A 17,932-nucleotide genomic window follows, 5' to 3' on the forward strand; every position below is an offset into this window, starting at 1 on the left:
CAGAGTGGGGGACATGGACGTGACGACCCTCTACTCGATCGGGGAGCTTTCCCGGCGGACCGGCGTGCCCGTGAGGACCATCCGGTTCTACTCCGATTCGGGGGTGGTGACGCCGACCACCCGAAGTCCCGCCGGTTACCGGCTCTACGACCTCGACGCACTGCTTCGTCTGGAACTTCTCCGCACCCTGCGCGAGCTGGGCATGGACCTGGCCACGATTCAACGGGTACTGGACCGTGAGCTCTCGGTGGCGGAAGTCGCCGCGGCGCACGCCGACGCGATGGACGTCCAGATCCGGGTGCTGCAACTGCGTCGGAGCGTTCTGCGAGTCGTGGCCGGACGCGGGTCCGATCCCGAGGAGACCAAGCTCATGCACAGGCTCACGCAGTTGTCCGGCGAGGAACGCCGGCGCCTGATCGACGACTTCATTGAGGGCACCTTCGGCACCATGGATGCCGACCCAGCGGCTGTGGCCATGGTTCGCGCTGCCACTCCCGACCTCCCCGATGATCCGTCCAGCGAGCAGGTCGCCGCCTGGGTGGAGCTCGCCGGGCTGGTCGGCGACGAGGACTTCCGGGCCCGGATGCGCCGGACGGCCGGGCGTCAGGCCGCCGGGCGACCGCTCGACATCGAGAGCGAGGCCGGCGAGGAACTGATGGGAGTCACCCGTCAGAAGGTGGCCGAGGCCATGGAGTCGGGCATCGACCCGCTCGACAGCAGGGCCGCCCCCGTCATCGACGACCTGGTGCACCGCTTCGCCGAGGTGTTCGCGCGCACCCCTGACGTGGAATTCCGGGCCTGGATGGCCCAGCGGTTCGAAGAGGCGCACGATCCCAGGGTGGACAGGTACTGGCGGCTGGTGTGGATCGTCAACGGCTGGCAGGTGGTACCGAGCCTGACCCCCGTGTACCCCTGGCTCATCCAGGCCCTGCGAAGTGACCGCGACGCATAGTCACGCCGTGGCGTCGGCGTTGCCGGGCTGCTGGACTGCACGACTCCACCCCGGTCGGCTGTGGTCGAACTCGCCTGCCCTCAGGCCGAGTGCCGTCCAGGTCAGCCCTCGAAGCCGTTCTCGGCCAGGATCTCGTCGATGCGGGCGCGGTGCGCCGTTTCCCACGCGTCGAGTGACTCGTCGGCCTCCTTGGCCAACTTGGCCCGAGCCGAGAGGAGTACCTCTTCCCGACGGGCGTGGGGCGTGACCACGATGCCCTCCTCGTCGGCCACGACGATGTCCCCGGCGTTCACCCGCACGCCTCCGCACCGCACTTCGCCGTTGAGGGGGACGACGGCCTTTTTGGTGCCGGGGTACGGGATGACGCCCCTGGCGAAGACGGGGAAGCCCATCGCGCGCACCTCGGCGAGGTCCCTGATCACGCCGTCCGCCACCAGCGCCACGATGCCCCGGCGCTGGGCGACGGCGCAGACGTTCCCTCCGGCGAGTGCGTAGTCCACATCGCCCGCCTCGACGACGAGGACCGAGCCGGGCTCCGCGCGGTGGATGGCCGCGTGCAGCATGAGGTTGTCACCGGGAGGGCACCGCACGGTGAACGCGGGGCCCGCGATGCGTGGAGGCGACGGCCACAGCGGGCGGATACCGGTGTTCATGACGTGCTCGCGGCCCAGGACGTCCGCGAGGGTGGTCGGGGAGATGTCCTGGAAGCCGGTGAGGTCGCTCATGCTCGTCCTTCGCCTTCGTGCGGGCGCCCGCTGTCGTGGTGGAGACCGGACCGTGCCGCTGCGAGCCTATGAGCTGATGTGGGCGCGGGGAACTGCTGGGCGTCAGCCCTTGGGCCGCCGCCGGACAGCCTTGAGGCCTACTGCTGTTCCGTGGCGATCAGCCTGGCGAGCAGCGCGTTGAGCTGCTTCCGTTCCGTAGGCGTCAGCGGGGCGAGCAGTTCGTCGTTGGCCCGGTCGCCCAGTTTCTCCAGGCGGTGCAGGAGCGCCCGGCCGTCCGCCGTGAGTTCGAGTGCGTTCTTGCGGGCGTCGCGGGGGTCCCTGGTGCGGCTGATCAGCTGCTTGGCCTGTAGCTCGTTGAGCACCGTGACCATGTCCTTGGGGTCGATCCGGACGGTGCGGGACAGCTCGGCCTGGGCCAGGGGGCCGAGTTCGGCGATGCCGCACAGCACCGCGTGGTGGGGCATCCGTACGCCCTCCTCGGCGAGGTGTTCGCTGACCAGGCGGTGGCCGCGGGCCGAGGCGCGGGCCAACAGCCAGCTGGGCAGGGTCCGGAGGCGGCTGAGCGGGGCGGGGGATGCGTGCATGGCGACAGTCTAGGCAAATTCGTTGGGGTTCCCCATGGATTCGATTATCGTTGGGGATCCCAATGGATTGCAGCCGGAAGCCGGAAGCCGGAAGCCGGAAGCCGGAAGCCGGAAGCCGGAAGCCGGAAGCCGGAAGCCGGGAGAGGGAGGCGCGCATGCGCAGGATCAGGTTCCAGCCGTGGGACACCGCCGAGCCGTTCGTGATCGACGAGGTGCCCGTGCCGGTCCCGGGTCCCGGGCAACTGCTCGTACACACCGAGGTCGTGGGGGTGGGGATCGGTCTCGTCAGGATGCTGCACGGCCGTACCGCGCCGGAAGCCGGACCGGGCGGCGAGATGGTCGGGCGGGTCGCCGCGCTGGGCGTGGGTGTGGCGGGGTTCGAGGTCGGGGACCGCGTGGGCGGGGTGGTGTTCGAGGACGTCTACGCCCGGTCGGTGCTCGCCGCCCCTGCGTTGGTCACTCGTGTACCGCCGGAGGTGACCGCCCCGGACGCGCTTGCGCTGGTACGCGGCGGCCTGGTCGCGCTCGGCGCACTTCGTGCCGGACGCTTCGAGCGGGGCGAGTCGGTCCTGGTCACCGCGGCGGCCAGTGGGAGCGGGCATCTGGCCGTGCAACTGGCCAGGGCGCTGGGTGCGGGTCGGGTCGTCGCGGCGGTCGGGTCGCCGGAGAAGGCCGGCTTCGTGCGCGGGTGCGGCGCCGACGAGGTGGTGACGTACGGGCAGGAGTCCTGGGGCGACCCGGTGGGCGTGGTCCTGGACGGCGTCGGCGGCGCGTTGGTGCAGCGGGGAGTGGACGCTCTCGCGCCGCACGGCAGGCTCGTGGCGTTCAGTGCGGGCGGCGGCGCCGTGGACGCCGGAAGCCTGCTCGGCGACCTCAAGTCGGTGACCGGGTTCTCCGTCGGACGGATCAGCCGCGACCGGCCCGAACAGATCGCCCGGCTGCGGGCAGAGCTGTGGGACCTGCACGCCGCGGGCCGCCTGCACCCGGCGCACACGGCGCTGCCGCTCGACCGGATCGCGGAGGCCGTCGAGTTGGTCGAGGCGCGCGGCAACCTCGGCCGGGTCCTGCTGCGCACGGGCTGACCGCCCGGCAGGTTCCGGTCATGACGATTCATGACGATGGGCCGCCGCTCCCGAGCGGGGGGAACGGCGGCCCATCGGCCATGACTTGCCACTGAACGGTCATCTCGGACGAATCGGGGAAATGCCTCGGACAGGTCGGAGAGCCGTCGGGTGGATCGGGGCACCCGTCCGGTGACGGATCGGAGAACCGCCCAGGGGGGACCGGAGGGCAGCCCCGTGTGGATCAGAGAACGCGGACCGCGCCGGTCGGCTGGTCGTAGCTCAGGGGGCGCTCGACCACACCGGAGCTCGGGTTCTGCGCGCCGACGAACTGGCCGCCGCCGACGTAGATGGCCACGTGGTACGCGCTGCCCGCGCTGCCCCAGTAAAGGATGTCGCCGGGCTGGAGGTTGCTCAGCGAGACCTGGGTGCCCGCGGTCGACTGGCCCTGCGAGACGCGCGGCAGGTCGACGCCGATGTTCTTGTACGCGGCCTGGACCAGGCCGGAGCAGTCCCAGGAGCTGGAACCGGTGCCGCCCATGACGTACGCGTCGCCGATGTGGGACTTCACGAAGCTCACGATGGACGCGGCGGAGCCGGTGGCCTGCGAGGAGCTGGAGGAGCTGCTGCCGCCGATGTTGCTGACGCTGGACGCGGGGACGGCGTTGAGCGTCGTACGGGCGGAGGAGCGCGACGCGCGCTGCAGGGCAGCCGCCTCGGCCTTCTTCTTGGCTTCGGCCTCGGCCTTGGCCTTCGCCTCGGCCTTCTTCTTGGCCTCGGCCTTGTGGACGGCGTCCGTCTTGGCCTTCTTGGCGGCCTTGGCGGCGTCCTGGGCCGCGGTGTCCTGCTGGGCCTGCTGCTGCAGGTCGGTGGCGGCCTGCTCGGTGGCTTCGGCGACCTGTGCGGCGCTGAGGGTGGGCATCTGGATGGTGGTCTCGGTCACCGGCTCGGCAGCGTTTGCCGAACCGGCGGCGCCTGCCACTGCGATGGTGCTGAGAACGCCACCGGCAACTCCGGCGCGGAGCACGTTCTTGGCTGTGCTGAGGCGGGGCTTCCGGTGGCTGGGTATGTGAGCGGTGTGGGACATGAGCACTACCGCTATCAGTCATTCCCGGTCCCCATCAACAAACGTGTGTTGCGCCACAGTTACGAACGGATGAGTTCATTCCGGTTGCCCACGGCCTTTATTGACGCCCAAACGGGCAATACGGTCATCGATGATCATGGTTGTGATCATGGACTTTCCGTAATTCGTCCGAATTGCCCGACGCCTACCATCCGTTCACGAAGTTGGCCAAGCCCCGTTTCTTCCGCACCCGGCGCGGAGTGAGGCAGGTCACGCCGCGGTCACGAACCCGGGAGGGGTGCGGCTGCGTCCGCGAACGGCGCCGCTCGTGAATGCGCGCACGCGGCCGTCCGTGACCGTTCCGGTCGCCGAACTCACCCCCTAGGGGTGTGCGGCGGACCTCTACCACTCGGATCTGTCCATCGCCAATTTGCGTGTATGGGCCACTACTTGATAGGGGCGCACCCTCTGGACCAGCGGTAACACGGGAAGATGTCACGTCTCGTGACCACCCGGGCGCTTCGCGTATGAAGATCACCGGTCATCCGACTTCATGATCCTTCGTCAGGTGGTGGAGATCACAAAGGCGTTGTCGTACCCCGTGTCGCAGATCACAGACCGGCGGGCATAGGATGCGGGGCAGTCGGGCTTGTGACCTGCTTCACATATTCGCGATCTTCGTCCGGACGGCGGGGCGAGCGAGGCGGACGAGCCGGCCCGATGCGGTCCAACGGTCAAGGACGACTGGAAGGAGCGAGGAGCGTGAATGCCTACGCGCCCATCCTCGTACTCGGCGCCCTCGGGGCAGGGTTTGCGATCTTCTCCGTGGTCATGGCCACGCTTATCGGCCCCAAGCGCTACAACCGGGCGAAGCTCGAAGCGTACGAGTGCGGTATCGAACCGACACCCACGCCGGCCGGAGGCGGCCGTTTCCCGATCAAGTACTACCTGACGGCGATGTTGTTCATCGTCTTCGACATCGAGATCGTCTTCCTCTATCCCTGGGCGGTCACCTTCGACTCCCTGGGGCTTTTCGGGCTCGTCGAGATGCTGCTCTTCGTGCTCACCGTCTTCGTCGCCTACGCGTATGTGTGGCGGCGCGGCGGTCTGGAATGGGACTGAGGGGCTGAGGGGCACCTATGGGACTCGAAGAGAAGCTGCCGAGTGGCTTTCTGCTGACCACCGTCGAACAGGCCGCGGGCTGGGTACGGAAATCCTCCGTCTTCCCGGCCACCTTCGGCCTCGCCTGCTGCGCCATCGAGATGATGACGACGGGCGCGGGCCGGTACGACCTGGCGCGGTTCGGCATGGAGGTCTTCCGCGGATCGCCGCGACAGGCGGACCTGATGATCGTGGCCGGGCGGGTGAGCCAGAAGATGGCGCCCGTCCTGCGGCAGGTCTATGACCAGATGCCCAGCCCCAAGTGGGTTATCTCCATGGGGGTTTGTGCGTCATCGGGCGGCATGTTCAACAATTACGCAATTGTTCAGGGTGTGGACCACATCGTCCCGGTTGATATCTATTTGCCCGGCTGCCCGCCCCGTCCCGAGATGCTGATGGACGCCATCCTCAAGCTCCACCAGAAGATCCAGGGCTCCAAGCTCGGGGTCAACCAGGTGGAAGCGGCCCGCGAGGCGGAGGAGGCGGCCCTCAAGGCGCTCCCGACGATCGAGATGAAGGGGCTGCTGCGGTGAGTGACGAGCACGAGAAGAACGGCGCGGCACCGGACCGGCGCGACGCTTCCGGTGAGGTCATCGGCGTACGCAAGGGGATGTTCGGCGCCAACAACGGCGGGGACACCAGCGGATACGGCGGGCTCGTACGGACCGTGGCCCTGCCCGGCGCCACGAACCGGCCCTACGGCGGTTGGTTCGACGAGGTCGCCGACGAGCTGGAGGGTGCGCTGGAGGAGCAGGGACTCGTCCCCGGCAACGCCATCGAGAAGACGGTCGTCGACCGCGGCGAGCTCACCTTCCACATCGACCGCGAGCACCTGCCGACCGTGGCGCGGACCCTGCGCGACGATCCGGCCCTCCGCTTCGAGCTCTGCACGGGCGTGAGCGCCGTGCACTTCCCGGGGGACAAGGGCCGCGAACTGCACGCGGTCTACCACCTGCGCTCGATCACCCACGGGCGGCTGATCCGCCTGGAGGTCGGTGCGCCGGACGCGGACCCGCACATCCCGTCGCTGGTCGCGGTCTATCCGACCAACGACTGGCACGAGCGCGAGGTCTACGACTTCTTCGGCCTGATCTTCGACGGCCACCCGGCCCTCACCCGGATCATGATGCCGGACGACTGGCAGGGCTTCCCGCAGCGCAAGGACTACCCCCTGGGCGGCATCGCCATCGAGTACAAGGGCGCCCAGATTCCCGCTCCGGACCAGCGGAGGTCGTACACCTGATGTCCACTTCACCCACCTCCGCATCACAGGCCGCGGCCCGCGAGACGACCGAGGGGACTGTATATACAGTCACCGGTGGCGACTGGGACGAAGTCGTCCAGTCCGCGGCCAAGGCCGACGACGAGCGCATCGTCGTCAACATGGGACCGCAGCACCCGTCCACGCACGGTGTGCTCCGGCTGATCCTGGAGATCGACGGCGAGACCGTCACCGAGGCCCGCTGCGGCATCGGCTATCTCCACACCGGCATCGAGAAGAACCTCGAATACCGGACCTGGACGCAGGGCACCACCTTCGTCACGCGCATGGACTACCTGACGCCGTTCTTCAACGAGACGGCGTACTGCCTGGGCGTCGAGAAGCTGCTCGGCATCGAGGACCAGATTCCCGACCGGGTGTCGGTCATCCGCGTCCTGCTGATGGAGCTCAACCGGATCTCCTCGCACCTGGTCTGTCTCGCCACCGGCGGTATGGAACTGGGCGCGACGACGATAATGATCTACGGCTTCCGCGACCGTGAACTCGTCCTCGACATCTTCGAGCTGATCACCGGACTCCGGATGAACCACGCGTTCGTCAGGCCCGGAGGACTGGCCCAGGACCTGCCCCCGGGCGCCGTGGACCAGCTGCGCGAGTTCGTGAAGACGATGCGCAAGAACCTGCCGGAGTACGACAAGCTCGCCACCGGCAACCCGATCTTCAAGGCGCGCATGCAGAACGTCGGCTATCTCGACCTGGCCGGCTGCATGGCCCTCGGCGCGACCGGTCCGATCGTGCGCTCCGCGGGGCTCCCGCACGACCTGCGCAAGACCGACCCGTACTGCGGTTACGAGAACTACGACTTCGAGGTCCCGACCGCCGACACCTGCGACTCCTACGGCCGCTTCCTGGTCCGCCTCGAAGAGATGCGGCAGTCGCTGCGCATCATCGAGCAGTGCCTGGACCGCCTGGAGCCGGGCCCGGTCATGGTCGCCGACAAGAAGATCGCCTGGCCCGCGCAGCTCGCGCTCGGCCCGGACGGACTCGGCAACTCGCTGGACCACATCAAGGAGATCATGGGCACCTCCATGGAGGCCCTGATCCACCACTTCAAGCTGGTGACCGAGGGCTTCCGGGTCCCGGCCGGACAGGCGTACACCGCGGTCGAGTCACCCAAGGGCGAACTGGGCGTCCACGTCGTCTCCGACGGTGGCACCCGGCCCTACCGGGTCCACTTCCGCGACCCGTCCTTCACCAATCTGCAGGCCATGGCGGCGATGTGCGAGGGCGGCCAGGTCGCCGACGTCATCGTCGCTGTCGCGTCCATCGACCCCGTGATGGGAGGCGTCGACCGATGACGGACGCTGCTCCGGCGGCTTCGACCGCTGCAACGAGTCTGGGCATGCCCCAACTCCCCGCTCCCGACTACCCGGCCGACGTACGCGCCAGGCTCGACGCGGACGCGAAGGAGATCGTCGCCCGCTACCCGGACAGCAGGTCGGCACTGCTGCCGCTGCTGCACCTGGTGCAGGCCGAGGAGGGGTACGTCACCCGGACCGGGGTCCGGTTCTGCGCCGAGGTGCTGGACCTGACCACCGCCGAGGTCACCGCGGTCTCCACCTTCTACTCCATGTACCGGCGCAAGCCGAGCGGCGACTACCAGGTCGGCGTCTGCACCAACACCCTGTGCGCGGTGATGGGCGGCGACGCGATCTACTCCGCGCTGCGGGAACACCTGGACGTCGGCGACGGGGAGACCACCGGCGACGGCAAGGTCACCCTGGAGCACATCGAGTGCAACGCGGCCTGCGACTTCGCGCCGGTCCTGATGGTGAACTGGGAGTTCTTCGACAACCAGACCGTCGAGTCCGCGAAGCAACTGGTCGACGACCTGCGAGCAGGGCAGCAGGTGGCCCCGACCCGCGGTGCGCCCCTCTGTACCTACCAGGAGACCTCCCGGATCCTGGCGGGCTTCCCCGACCAGCGGCCCGGAGCGGTCGAGGCGACCGGCGGCGCGGGACCCGCGTCACTGGTCGGCCTGCGGCTCGCGAAGGGCGAGGGCCCCCGGCCACGCGTGGTGTCCCCACGTGGCGAGGCCCCCGAGGACCCACCACAGCAGACCTCGGCCTCCGACCCGGACAACCAGGCAGGACCCGCGGCCGAGGAGGGGGAGTGATGACCTTGGCGACCGAGATCAACGGCGGCGGAAACGGCGAGGGGAACGGCAGGACCGGCCCCGAGCAGGTGCTCACGCCGGTCCTTTCGGCCTTCTGGGACCAGGCGGAGTCCTGGACCCTGGAGACGTACAAGCGGCACGAGGGGTACGAGGGCCTGAAGAAGGCCCTCGCCATGGAGCCCGACGACCTCATCGCGTACGTCAAGGACTCCGGTCTGCGCGGCCGTGGCGGCGCGGGCTTCCCCACCGGAATGAAGTGGCAGTTCATCCCGCAGGGCGACGGAAAGCCGCACTATCTAGTTGTCAACGCCGACGAATCGGAGCCCGGGACCTGCAAGGACATCCCGCTCCTCTTCGCGAACCCGCATTCCCTCATCGAGGGGATCGTGATCGCCTGTTACGCGATCAGGTCTTCGCATGCCTTCATCTATCTCCGGGGCGAAGTCGTCCCCGTACTGCGGAGGTTGCACGAGGCCGTACGCGAGGCGTACGAGGCGGGCTTCCTCGGCAAGGACATCCTGGGCAGCGGACTCGACCTCGACGTCACCGTGCACGCGGGGGCGGGCGCGTACATCTGCGGTGAAGAGACCGCACTGCTCGATTCCCTGGAGGGCCGCCGCGGCCAGCCCAGGCTCCGTCCTCCCTTCCCTGCCGTGGCCGGGCTCTACGCATGTCCCACTGTGGTGAACAACGTCGAGTCCATCGCATCGGTTCCCGCGATCCTGAACCGGGGCAAGGACTGGTTCCGGACCATGGGCAGCGAGAAGTCCCCCGGATTCACGCTCTATTCGCTGAGCGGGCACGTCACCAGCCCCGGCCAGTACGAGGCCCCGCTCGGCATCACGCTCCGCCAGCTGCTCGACATGAGCGGCGGCATCCGGAGCGGCCACCGGCTCAAGTTCTGGACACCGGGCGGCTCTTCGACCCCGATGTTCACCGAAGAACACCTCGACGTCCCGCTGGACTACGAAGGGGTGGGCGCCGCCGGATCGATGCTCGGCACCAAGGCGCTCCAGTGCTTCGACGAGACGACCTGCGTGGTGCGGGCCGTCACCCGCTGGACCGAGTTCTACGCGCACGAGTCCTGCGGCAAGTGCACACCGTGCCGCGAAGGGACGTACTGGCTGGTCCAGTTGCTCCGCGACATCGAGGCGGGCAAGGGCCAGATGGCCGACCTCGACAAGCTGAACGACATCGCCGACAACATAAACGGTAAGTCGTTCTGCGCACTCGGCGACGGCGCCGCCTCGCCGATCTTCTCCTCGCTCAAGTACTTCCGCGAGGAGTACGAGCAGCACATCACCGGCAAGGGCTGCCCGTTCGACCCGGCCAGGTCGACGGTCTGGGCCGACGAACCCCACCGCACCTCGGAGGTGAACGCATGACAGTACTTCAGCCCGACAGTGGCTCCGCCACGGGCAAACGCGCTCCCTCCGGGGGCGGGGCGGCGGCAGTTCCGCCGGAGGACCTGGTCTCGCTGACCATCGACGGCATCGCGATCTCGGTCCCCAAGGGGACCCTGGTCATCCGCGCCGCCGAACAGGTCGGCGTCGAGATCCCGCGCTTCTGCGACCACCCGCTCCTCGACCCGGCCGGCGCCTGCCGTCAGTGCATCGTCGAGGTCGAGGGCCAGCGCAAGCCGATGGCCTCCTGCACCATCACCTGCACCGACGGCATGGTCGTCAAGTCGCAGATCACCTCGCCGGTCGCCGAGAAGGCCCAGCGCGGTGTGATGGAGCTGCTGCTCATCAACCACCCGCTGGACTGCCCGGTCTGCGACAAGGGCGGCGAGTGCCCGCTGCAGAACCAGTCCATGTCGCACGGCGACGCGGACTCCCGCTTCGACGGCAAGAAGCGGACCTTCGAGAAGCCGGTACCGATCTCCACCCAGGTGCTGCTCGACCGGGAGCGGTGCGTGCTCTGCGCCCGCTGTACGCGGTTCTCCAACCAGATCGCCGGAGACCCGATGATCGAGCTGCTGGAACGCGGCGCGCTCCAGCAGGTCGGCATCGGCGAGGGTGACCCCTTCGAGTCGTACTTCTCCGGCAACACCATCCAGATCTGCCCGGTCGGCGCGCTCACCTCGGCGGCGTACCGGTTCCGCTCCCGCCCCTTCGACCTGGTGTCGTCGCCCTCGGTGTGCGAGCACTGCGCGGGCGGCTGCGCGACCCGCACCGACCACCGGCGCGGCAAGGTCATGCGGCGGCTCGCCGCCAACGACCCCGAGGTCAACGAGGAGTGGCTCTGCGACAAGGGGCGCTTCGGGTTCCGTTACGCCCAGCGCCCCGACCGGCTGACCACCCCCCTCGTACGGAACGAGGACGGCGTCCTGGAAACGGCCAGCTGGCCGGAGGCGCTGGAGAAGGCGGCGAACGGACTCGCGGCGGCCCGCGGCCGGGCCGGGGTGCTCACCGGTGGCCGCCTCACCGTCGAAGACGCGTACGCCTACGCCAAGTTCGCGCGCGTCGCCCTCGACACCAACGACGTGGACTTCCGCGCCCGGGTGCACTCCGCCGAGGAGGCCGACTTCCTGGCCGCCCGGGTCGCGGGGCGCGGCCGGGATCTCGACGGTGCGGGCGTCACCAACACCTCGCTGGAGAAGGCCCCGGCCGTCCTCCTCGTCGGATTCGAGTCCGAGGAGGAGGCCCCCGGCGTCTTCCTGCGGCTGCGCAAGGCACACCGCAAGCACGGCCAGCGCACCTTCGCCCTGGCCACGTACGCGACCCGTGGACTGGCCAAGGCGGGCGGGGTGCTGCTGCCCGCGGCGCCCGGCACCGAGACCGAGTGGCTGGACGCCATCGCGGGCGGGGTGGGCCTGGATGCCGAAGGGCAGCAGGCCGCCGAGGCGTTGCGTGCGGACGGCGCGGTGATCGTCGTCGGCGAGCGGCTGGCCGCCGTACCCGGGGGGCTGACCGCGGTCGTCCGGACCGCGACGGCCACCGGCGCCGCCCTGGTGTGGGTGCCCCGCAGGGCGGGTGAGCGCGGCGCCGTCGAGGCGGGCGCGATCCCCGCGCTGCTGCCCGGCGGCCGTCCCGCCACCGACCCCCGGGCCCGCGAAGAGGTCGCGGCCCTCTGGGGGGTACGCGAACTGCCGCACCGGTTCGGCCGCGACACCGGCCAGATCATCGAGGCCGCGGCCACCGGCGAACTCGGCGCACTGCTCGTCGCGGGCGTCGAGACCGCCGACCTGCCCGACCCGGCCCGCGCCCGGGAAGCACTCGACAAGGTCGGCTTCCTGGTCTCCCTCGAACTGCGGCCCAGCGAGGTCACCGAGCGGGCCGACGTGGTCTTCCCGGTGGCCGCGGTCGCCGAGAAGGCGGGCACCTTCCTCAACTGGGAAGGCCGGGCAAGGCCGTTCGAGGCGTCGCTCAAGCCGGAGCAGATGACGCGCACGCTGGCCCCCGCCGACTCGCGGGTGCTGCACATGCTCGCCGACGCGCTGGCCGACGCCGCGGGCGGTGACCGGCTCAGCCACTTCGCGCTGCCGGACGTCAGGTCCGTACGCGACGAACTGGACAGGCTGGGTTCCTGGACCGGCCGGTACGCGGACGACCCGGCCGCCACGACCCGGCCGCTGCCCCGCCCCGCCGAGGGCGAAGCGGTCCTCGCCGGCCACCGGATGCTGCTCGACCAGGGGCGGCTCCAGGACGGCGACGAAGCCCTGGCGGGCACCCGGCACGCGGCGGTCGCCAGGCTCTCGGCCACCACCGCCGCCGAGACCGGCGTCAAGGACGGCGACGTCCTCGCGGTGACCGGTCCCGCCGGTGACGTCCGGCTGCCGCTCCAGGTCACCGCGATGCCGGACCGGGTGGTCTGGCTCCCGCTGAACTCGACGGGCAGCGGGGTCCTTGCGGACACCGGCGCCCGACCCGGCGAGCTGGTGCGGATCTCCGCGGCAGCCGACGGACCCGCCGGAACCACGGCCACGACGGAGGTGGAGGCGTGACGAACTACTACCTCGCGGCGACCGAGGACCTGTCCATGTTCGGACGGGACCCCTGGTGGCTGGTCGTCGTCAAGGCGGTCTTCTGCTTCGCCTTCCTGATGCTCACCGTGCTCTTCGCCATCGTGTGGGAGCGCAAGGTGGTCGCCTGGATGCAGCTGCGCATCGGGCCCAACCGGCACGGCCCCTGGGGCATGCTCCAGTCGCTGGCCGACGGCATCAAGCTGATGCTGAAGGAAGACCTGGTCGTCAAACGGGCCGACAAGTTCGTCTACATCCTCGCGCCGGTCGTCGCCGCGGTGCCCGCCTTCATGGCGATCGCGGTCATCCCGTTCGGCCCCTCGGGCAACGAGGTGTCGATCTTCGGCCACCGCACGACGATGCAGCTCACCGACCTGCCGATCGCGATGCTCTACATCCTCGCGGTCGCCTCGGTCGGCATCTACGGCATCGTCCTCGCCGGATGGTCGTCGGGTTCGACGTACCCGCTGCTCGGCGGTCTGCGCTCGTGCGCCCAGATGATCAGCTACGAGATCGCGATGGGCGCGGCGTTCGCCTCGGTCTTCCTCTACTCGGGGTCGATGTCCACCTCGGCGATCGTCGACGCACAGAAGGACCGCTGGTTCATCGTGCTGCTGCCGGTCTCCTTCATCATCTACATCGTCACGATGATCGGTGAGACCAACCGCGCCCCGTTCGACATGCCGGAGTCCGAGGGCGACCTGGTCGGCGGCTTCAACACCGAGTACTCGTCGATCAAGTTCGCGATGTTCATGCTGGCCGAGTACGTCAACATGGTCACCGTCTCGGCGGTCTCCGCGACGCTCTTCCTGGGCGGCTGGCGGGCCCCCTGGCCGATCTCCACCTTCTGGGAGGGGGCGAACCACGGCTGGTGGCCGATGCTCTGGTTCGTCATCAAGGTCCAGCTGCTGCTGTTCTTCTTCATCTGGCTGCGCGGGACACTGCCCCGCGTCCGCTACGACCAGTTGATGAAGCTGGGCTGGAAGGTCCTGATCCCGGTCTCGGTGGTCTGGCTGATGCTGGTGGCGACCGTACGGGCGCTGCGCAACGCCAACTACGACTACTCCCGGATCGTGCTCTACGGAGCCGGGGCCGTCGTGGCGATCCTGCTGCTGTCCTTCGTCTACGACATCTTCCGCGACAAGCAGGAGAAGCAGGAACAGGCGGCGGCCGACGCGGCAGGACCGGGGCCGGCCTTCGACCCGATGGCGGGCGGCTTCCCCGTACCGCCCCTGCCCGGACAGACCCTTCCCCCCGTACCCCGGCGGCCTTCGCGCACGGAGCGGGAGCTGATTGTCAGTGGTGGCGTGGACACTGTGAGTGACGGAAAGGAGGCTGACGATGCCTGACCGCTCTACTGAGGCTTCCGGGGACGAGACCCCCAAGGCTCCCTGGCAGAACCCGGTGGCCGGCTTCGGCGTGACCTTCAAGGCCATGTTCAAGAAGCGGCTGACCGAGCAGTACCCGGAGCAGGAGAAGACCACGGCGCCGCGCTTCCACGGGCGGCACCAGCTCAACCGGCATCCGGACGGACTGGAGAAGTGCATCGGGTGCGAGCTGTGCGCCTGGGCCTGTCCGGCGGACGCGATCTACGTGGAGGGCGCGGACAACACCGAGGAGGAGCGCTACTCCCCGGGCGAGCGGTACGGCCGCGTCTACCAGATCAACTACGCCCGCTGCATCCTGTGCGGACTCTGCATCGAGGCCTGCCCGACCAGGGCGCTGACGATGACCAACGAGTTCGAACTGGCCGACAGCAGCCGGGCGAACCTCATCTACACCAAGGAGCAGCTGCTCGCCGGTCTCGACGAGGGCATGGTCGAATCGCCGCACTCGATCTTCCCGGGCACCGACGAACAGGACTACTACCGGGGGCTGGTGACCGAGGCCGCCCCGGGCACCGTCCGCCAGGTCGCGGTCTCCAAGGGCGAGACACCCTCGGACGGGGCACCGAAAGAGGGGGCGGGGGCGTGAACTACCTGACCTCCACCGGTGAGGCCTTCCAGTTCTGGGTGCTGGGCACCGTCGCCGTGATCGGCGCGCTGTCCACCGTACTCATGCGGCGGGCCGTGCACAGCGCGCTGAGCCTCGCCGGAACCATGATCGTCCTGGCGGTCTTCTACCTCGCCAACGGCGCGTACTTCCTGGGCATCGTCCAGATCGTCGTCTACACCGGCGCGATCATGATGCTCTTCCTCTTCGTGGTCATGCTGGTCGGTGTCACCGCCGCCGACTCGCTGAAGGAGACCATCAAGGGGCAGCGCTGGCTGGCCGTGCTCTGCGGGCTCGGCTTCGGCATCCTGCTGATCGCCGGTATCGCCAACGCCTCGCTGAAGACCTTCACCGGCCTGGGCCAGGCCAACTCCGCGGGGAACGTCCAGGGCCTCGCCGCCCTGATCTTCACCAAGTACGTCTTCGCCTTCGAGATCACCGGCGCGCTGCTCATCACCGCAGCCGTCGGCGCGATGGTGCTCACCCACCGCGAGCGGTCCGAACGGGCCATGACCCAGCGGGAGATGTCCGAGGAGCGCGTACGCGGAAGGCAGGTTCCCCCGCTGCCCGCTCCCGGTGTCTACGCCCGGCACAACGCCGTGGACATCGCGGGACTGCTGCCGGACGGGACGCCCTCGGAGCTCACCGTCATGCAGACGCTCCGCCGCCGCGGTCAGATCCGCGACGTGTCGAGCGAGGCCATGGCCAACCTCAAGGCGCTGGAACAGCGCTCCGAGGAGCGGCTCGGCCGGGACGCCGGACACGGTCACGACGCCGAACTGCCCGGTGACCACGACCGCGAAGAGGAGGAGGCGAAGTGAACCCGGTCAACTATCTGTATCTCGCCTCGCTGTTGTTCACCATCGGCGCGGCCGGGGTGCTGATCAGGCGGAACGCGATCGTGGTGTTCATGTGCGTGGAGCTGATGCTCAACGCCTGCAACCTCGCGTTCGTCGCCTTCTCCCGTATGCACGGAAATCTCGACGGCCAGGTCATCGCCTTCTTCACGATGGTCGTTGCCGCCGCCGAGGTCGTGGTCGGGCTCGCGATCATCGTGTCGCTCTTCCGTTCCCGCCACTCGGCCTCGGTCGACGACGCCAGCCTGATGAAGCTGTAAGGGGTCGCTGAACAGTGGAGAACTTGATTGCGCTGCTGATTGCAGCGCCTTTGCTCGGAGCGGCGGTACTGCTCTGCGGCGGGCGGCGGTTCGACCGTGCCGGCCACTGGCTCGGTACGCTCTTCGCCGGTGCGTCGTTCGTGATCGCGGCCGTCCTCTTCGTGAACATGCTGGGCAGGAGCGCGGACCACCGCACCCTGCACCAGTACCTGTTCACCTGGATCCCGGTGGGCGGCTTCCGGGCCGACGCCGCCTTCCAGCTCGACCAGCTGTCGATGACGTTCGTCCTGCTGATCTCCGGTGTGGGCACGCTGATCCACATCTACTCGATCGGCTACATGGAGCACGACGAGCGGCGCCGCCGCTTCTTCGGCTACCTGAACCTCTTCCTCGCGGCGATGCTGCTGCTGGTCCTCGCCGACAACTACCTGCTGCTGTACGTCGGGTGGGAGGGCGTCGGTCTGGCGTCGTACCTGCTGATCGGCTTCTGGCAGCACAAGCCGAGCGCGGCGACGGCGGCCAAGAAGGCCTTCATCGTCAACCGCGTCGGTGACATGGGCCTGTCGATCGCGATCATGCTGATGTTCACCACCTTCGGGACCTTCGCCTTCGGCCCGGTCCTGTCCACCGCGGGGCACGCCTCGGAGGGCAAACTCACCGCCATCGGGCTGATGCTGCTGCTCGCCGCCTGCGGCAAGTCCGCACAGGTGCCGCTGCAGTCCTGGCTCGGTGACGCGATGGAGGGCCCGACCCCGGTCTCGGCCCTGATCCACGCGGCGACGATGGTGACGGCGGGCGTGTACCTGATCACCCGGTCCGGCGCGATCTTCAATCTGGCCCCCGACGCGCAGATGGCGGTCGTGGTGGTCGGCGCGGTGACGCTCCTCTTCGGTGCGATCGTCGGTTGCGCGAAGGACGACATCAAGAAGGCCCTCGCGGGTTCGACGATGTCGCAGATCGGCTACATGATCCTCGCGGCCGGGCTCGGCCCGATCGGCTACGCCTTCGCGATCATGCACCTGGTCACCCACGGCTTCTTCAAGGCCGGACTCTTCCTCGGCGCCGGATCGGTCATGCACGGCATGAACGACGAGGTGGACATGCGGAAGTACGGCGGCCTGCGGAAGTACATGCCGGTGACGTTCGTGACCTTCGGGCTCGGCTATCTCGCGATCATCGGCTTCCCCGGCCTCTCCGGGTTCTTCTCCAAGGACAAGATCATCGAGGCGGCCTTCGCCAAGGGCGGCACCGAGGGCTGGATCCTCGGCGGCGCGGCCCTGCTGGGCGCCGGGATCACCGCGTTCTACATGACCCGGGTCATGCTGATGACGTTCTTCGGCGAGAAGCGCTGGGTGCCCGACGCGGACGGCAACCAGCCGCACCCGCACGAGTCGCCCAAGTCGATGACCATCCCCATGATCATCCTGGCGTTCGGTTCGGTCTTCGCCGGAGCGTTCTTCGGGATCGGCAACCGCTTCCTGCACTGGCTGGAGCCCGTCACCGGCCATGCCGAGGGCAATTCGCCGGTCAGCGCGGGCGTGGTCACCGCCGGGACGATGGTGGTCCTGGTGATCGGCGCCGTCATCGCCTGGCTGGTCTACGGCCGCAAGCCCGTCCCGGCAGTGGCGCCCAAGGGCTCGCTGCTCACCCGCGCCGCCCGGCGCGATCTCCTCCAGGACGACTTCAACCACGTCGTTCTGGTCCGCGGCGGCGAACACCTCACCCGGTCGCTGGTCTACCTCGACCACAGCCTGGTGGACGGTGTCGTCAACGGCACCGCCGCCTCGGTCGGCGGCCTCTCGGGACGGCTGCGCAAGCTGCAGAACGGCTACGCCCGGAGTTACGCGGCCTCGATGTTCGGCGGCGCAGTGATTCTCGTCGCCGCGACCCTGCTGATGAGGGCGGTCTGATC

General features: G+C 68.9%; 17 protein-coding genes. 14 read left to right on the top strand and 3 right to left on the bottom strand.

The features are described 5' to 3' along the window. Positions 1–13: 13 nt before the first annotated feature. Positions 14–952 carry a MerR family transcriptional regulator gene (locus tag NBY69_RS07230; RefSeq protein ID WP_250299106.1) on the top strand — a complete coding sequence of 313 codons (939 nt, stop codon included), beginning with the start codon at positions 14–16 and terminating at the stop codon, positions 950–952. A gap of 101 nt (positions 953–1,053) precedes the next feature. Here NBY69_RS07230 and NBY69_RS07235 read toward each other — a convergent pair whose 3' ends face one another. Further along, positions 1,054–1,677 (bottom strand): RraA family protein, encoded by a 624-nt coding sequence (locus tag NBY69_RS07235; protein ID WP_250299108.1) that lies wholly within the window; start codon positions 1,675–1,677, stop codon positions 1,054–1,056. A 137-nt stretch (positions 1,678–1,814) separates the two neighbouring features. Next, complete coding sequence (locus tag NBY69_RS07240) at positions 1,815–2,261, bottom strand: MarR family winged helix-turn-helix transcriptional regulator (protein WP_250299112.1); 447 nt, start codon at positions 2,259–2,261, stop codon at positions 1,815–1,817. 155 nt (positions 2,262–2,416) lie between these two features. Between NBY69_RS07240 and NBY69_RS07245 the strand changes: the two genes are divergently transcribed. Continuing rightward, positions 2,417–3,343 (top strand): zinc-binding dehydrogenase, encoded by a 927-nt coding sequence (locus tag NBY69_RS07245; protein WP_250299114.1) that lies wholly within the window; start codon positions 2,417–2,419, stop codon positions 3,341–3,343. A 223-nt stretch (positions 3,344–3,566) separates the two neighbouring features. Here NBY69_RS07245 and NBY69_RS07250 read toward each other — a convergent pair whose 3' ends face one another. Further along, a complete protein-coding gene (locus NBY69_RS07250; RefSeq protein ID WP_250299116.1) occupies positions 3,567–4,409 on the bottom strand; it encodes a C40 family peptidase in 843 nt (280 codons plus the stop codon). 741 nt (positions 4,410–5,150) lie between these two features. Between NBY69_RS07250 and NBY69_RS07255 the strand changes: the two genes are divergently transcribed. Genes NBY69_RS07255 through nuoL form a run of 12 tightly spaced genes read left to right on the top strand, consistent with a single transcriptional unit; the run spans position 5,151 to position 17,930 of the window. Then, the gene (locus NBY69_RS07255) at positions 5,151–5,510 is read left to right on the top strand and encodes an NADH-quinone oxidoreductase subunit A (protein ID WP_250299117.1); all 360 of its coding nucleotides are present in this window, start codon (positions 5,151–5,153) and stop codon (positions 5,508–5,510) included. A 17-nt stretch (positions 5,511–5,527) separates the two neighbouring features. Then, the gene (locus NBY69_RS07260) at positions 5,528–6,082 is read left to right on the top strand and encodes an NADH-quinone oxidoreductase subunit B family protein (RefSeq protein WP_250299119.1); all 555 of its coding nucleotides are present in this window, start codon (positions 5,528–5,530) and stop codon (positions 6,080–6,082) included. Further along, positions 6,079–6,792: an NADH-quinone oxidoreductase subunit C gene (locus NBY69_RS07265; protein ID WP_250299120.1), complete on the top strand. Its 714-nt coding sequence runs from the start codon at positions 6,079–6,081 to the stop codon at positions 6,790–6,792. The genes NBY69_RS07260 and NBY69_RS07265 overlap by 4 nt, the downstream gene beginning before the upstream one ends. Then, complete coding sequence (locus NBY69_RS07270) at positions 6,792–8,129, top strand: NADH-quinone oxidoreductase subunit D (protein WP_250299122.1); 1,338 nt, start codon at positions 6,792–6,794, stop codon at positions 8,127–8,129. Before NBY69_RS07265 ends, NBY69_RS07270 begins: the two co-directional genes overlap by 1 nt. 44 nt (positions 8,130–8,173) lie before the next feature. Beyond that, positions 8,174–8,947, top strand: coding sequence for an NADH-quinone oxidoreductase subunit NuoE (nuoE, locus tag NBY69_RS07275; protein WP_250299124.1), 774 nt, complete (start codon positions 8,174–8,176; stop codon positions 8,945–8,947). Then, positions 8,947–10,332, top strand: coding sequence for an NADH-quinone oxidoreductase subunit NuoF (gene nuoF / locus NBY69_RS07280; protein ID WP_250299126.1), 1,386 nt, complete (start codon positions 8,947–8,949; stop codon positions 10,330–10,332). The genes nuoE and nuoF overlap by 1 nt, the downstream gene beginning before the upstream one ends. Further along, the gene (locus tag NBY69_RS07285) at positions 10,329–12,893 is read left to right on the top strand and encodes an NADH-quinone oxidoreductase subunit G (RefSeq protein WP_250299129.1); all 2,565 of its coding nucleotides are present in this window, start codon (positions 10,329–10,331) and stop codon (positions 12,891–12,893) included. The genes nuoF and NBY69_RS07285 overlap by 4 nt, the downstream gene beginning before the upstream one ends. Before the next feature lie 35 nt (positions 12,894–12,928). Then, positions 12,929–14,260: an NADH-quinone oxidoreductase subunit NuoH gene (gene nuoH, locus NBY69_RS07290; RefSeq protein WP_250299564.1), complete on the top strand. Its 1,332-nt coding sequence runs from the start codon at positions 12,929–12,931 to the stop codon at positions 14,258–14,260. Beyond that, positions 14,253–14,885, top strand: coding sequence for an NADH-quinone oxidoreductase subunit NuoI (gene nuoI, locus NBY69_RS07295; protein ID WP_250299131.1), 633 nt, complete (start codon positions 14,253–14,255; stop codon positions 14,883–14,885). Before nuoH ends, nuoI begins: the two co-directional genes overlap by 8 nt. Continuing rightward, complete coding sequence (locus tag NBY69_RS07300) at positions 14,882–15,724, top strand: NADH-quinone oxidoreductase subunit J (protein WP_250299133.1); 843 nt, start codon at positions 14,882–14,884, stop codon at positions 15,722–15,724. Before nuoI ends, NBY69_RS07300 begins: the two co-directional genes overlap by 4 nt. After that, entirely contained in the window at positions 15,721–16,020 is a 300-nt protein-coding gene (gene nuoK, locus NBY69_RS07305) for an NADH-quinone oxidoreductase subunit NuoK (RefSeq protein WP_250299134.1), read from the top strand. Before NBY69_RS07300 ends, nuoK begins: the two co-directional genes overlap by 4 nt. A 14-nt stretch (positions 16,021–16,034) precedes the next feature. Then, complete coding sequence (gene nuoL, locus NBY69_RS07310; protein ID WP_250299137.1) at positions 16,035–17,930, top strand: NADH-quinone oxidoreductase subunit L; 1,896 nt, start codon at positions 16,035–16,037, stop codon at positions 17,928–17,930. The last annotated feature ends 2 nt before the right edge of the window (positions 17,931–17,932 follow it).

It is taken from the genome of Streptomyces sp. A 4/2 (assembly GCF_940670765.1).
GTDB lineage: Bacteria > Actinomycetota > Actinomycetes > Streptomycetales > Streptomycetaceae > Streptomyces.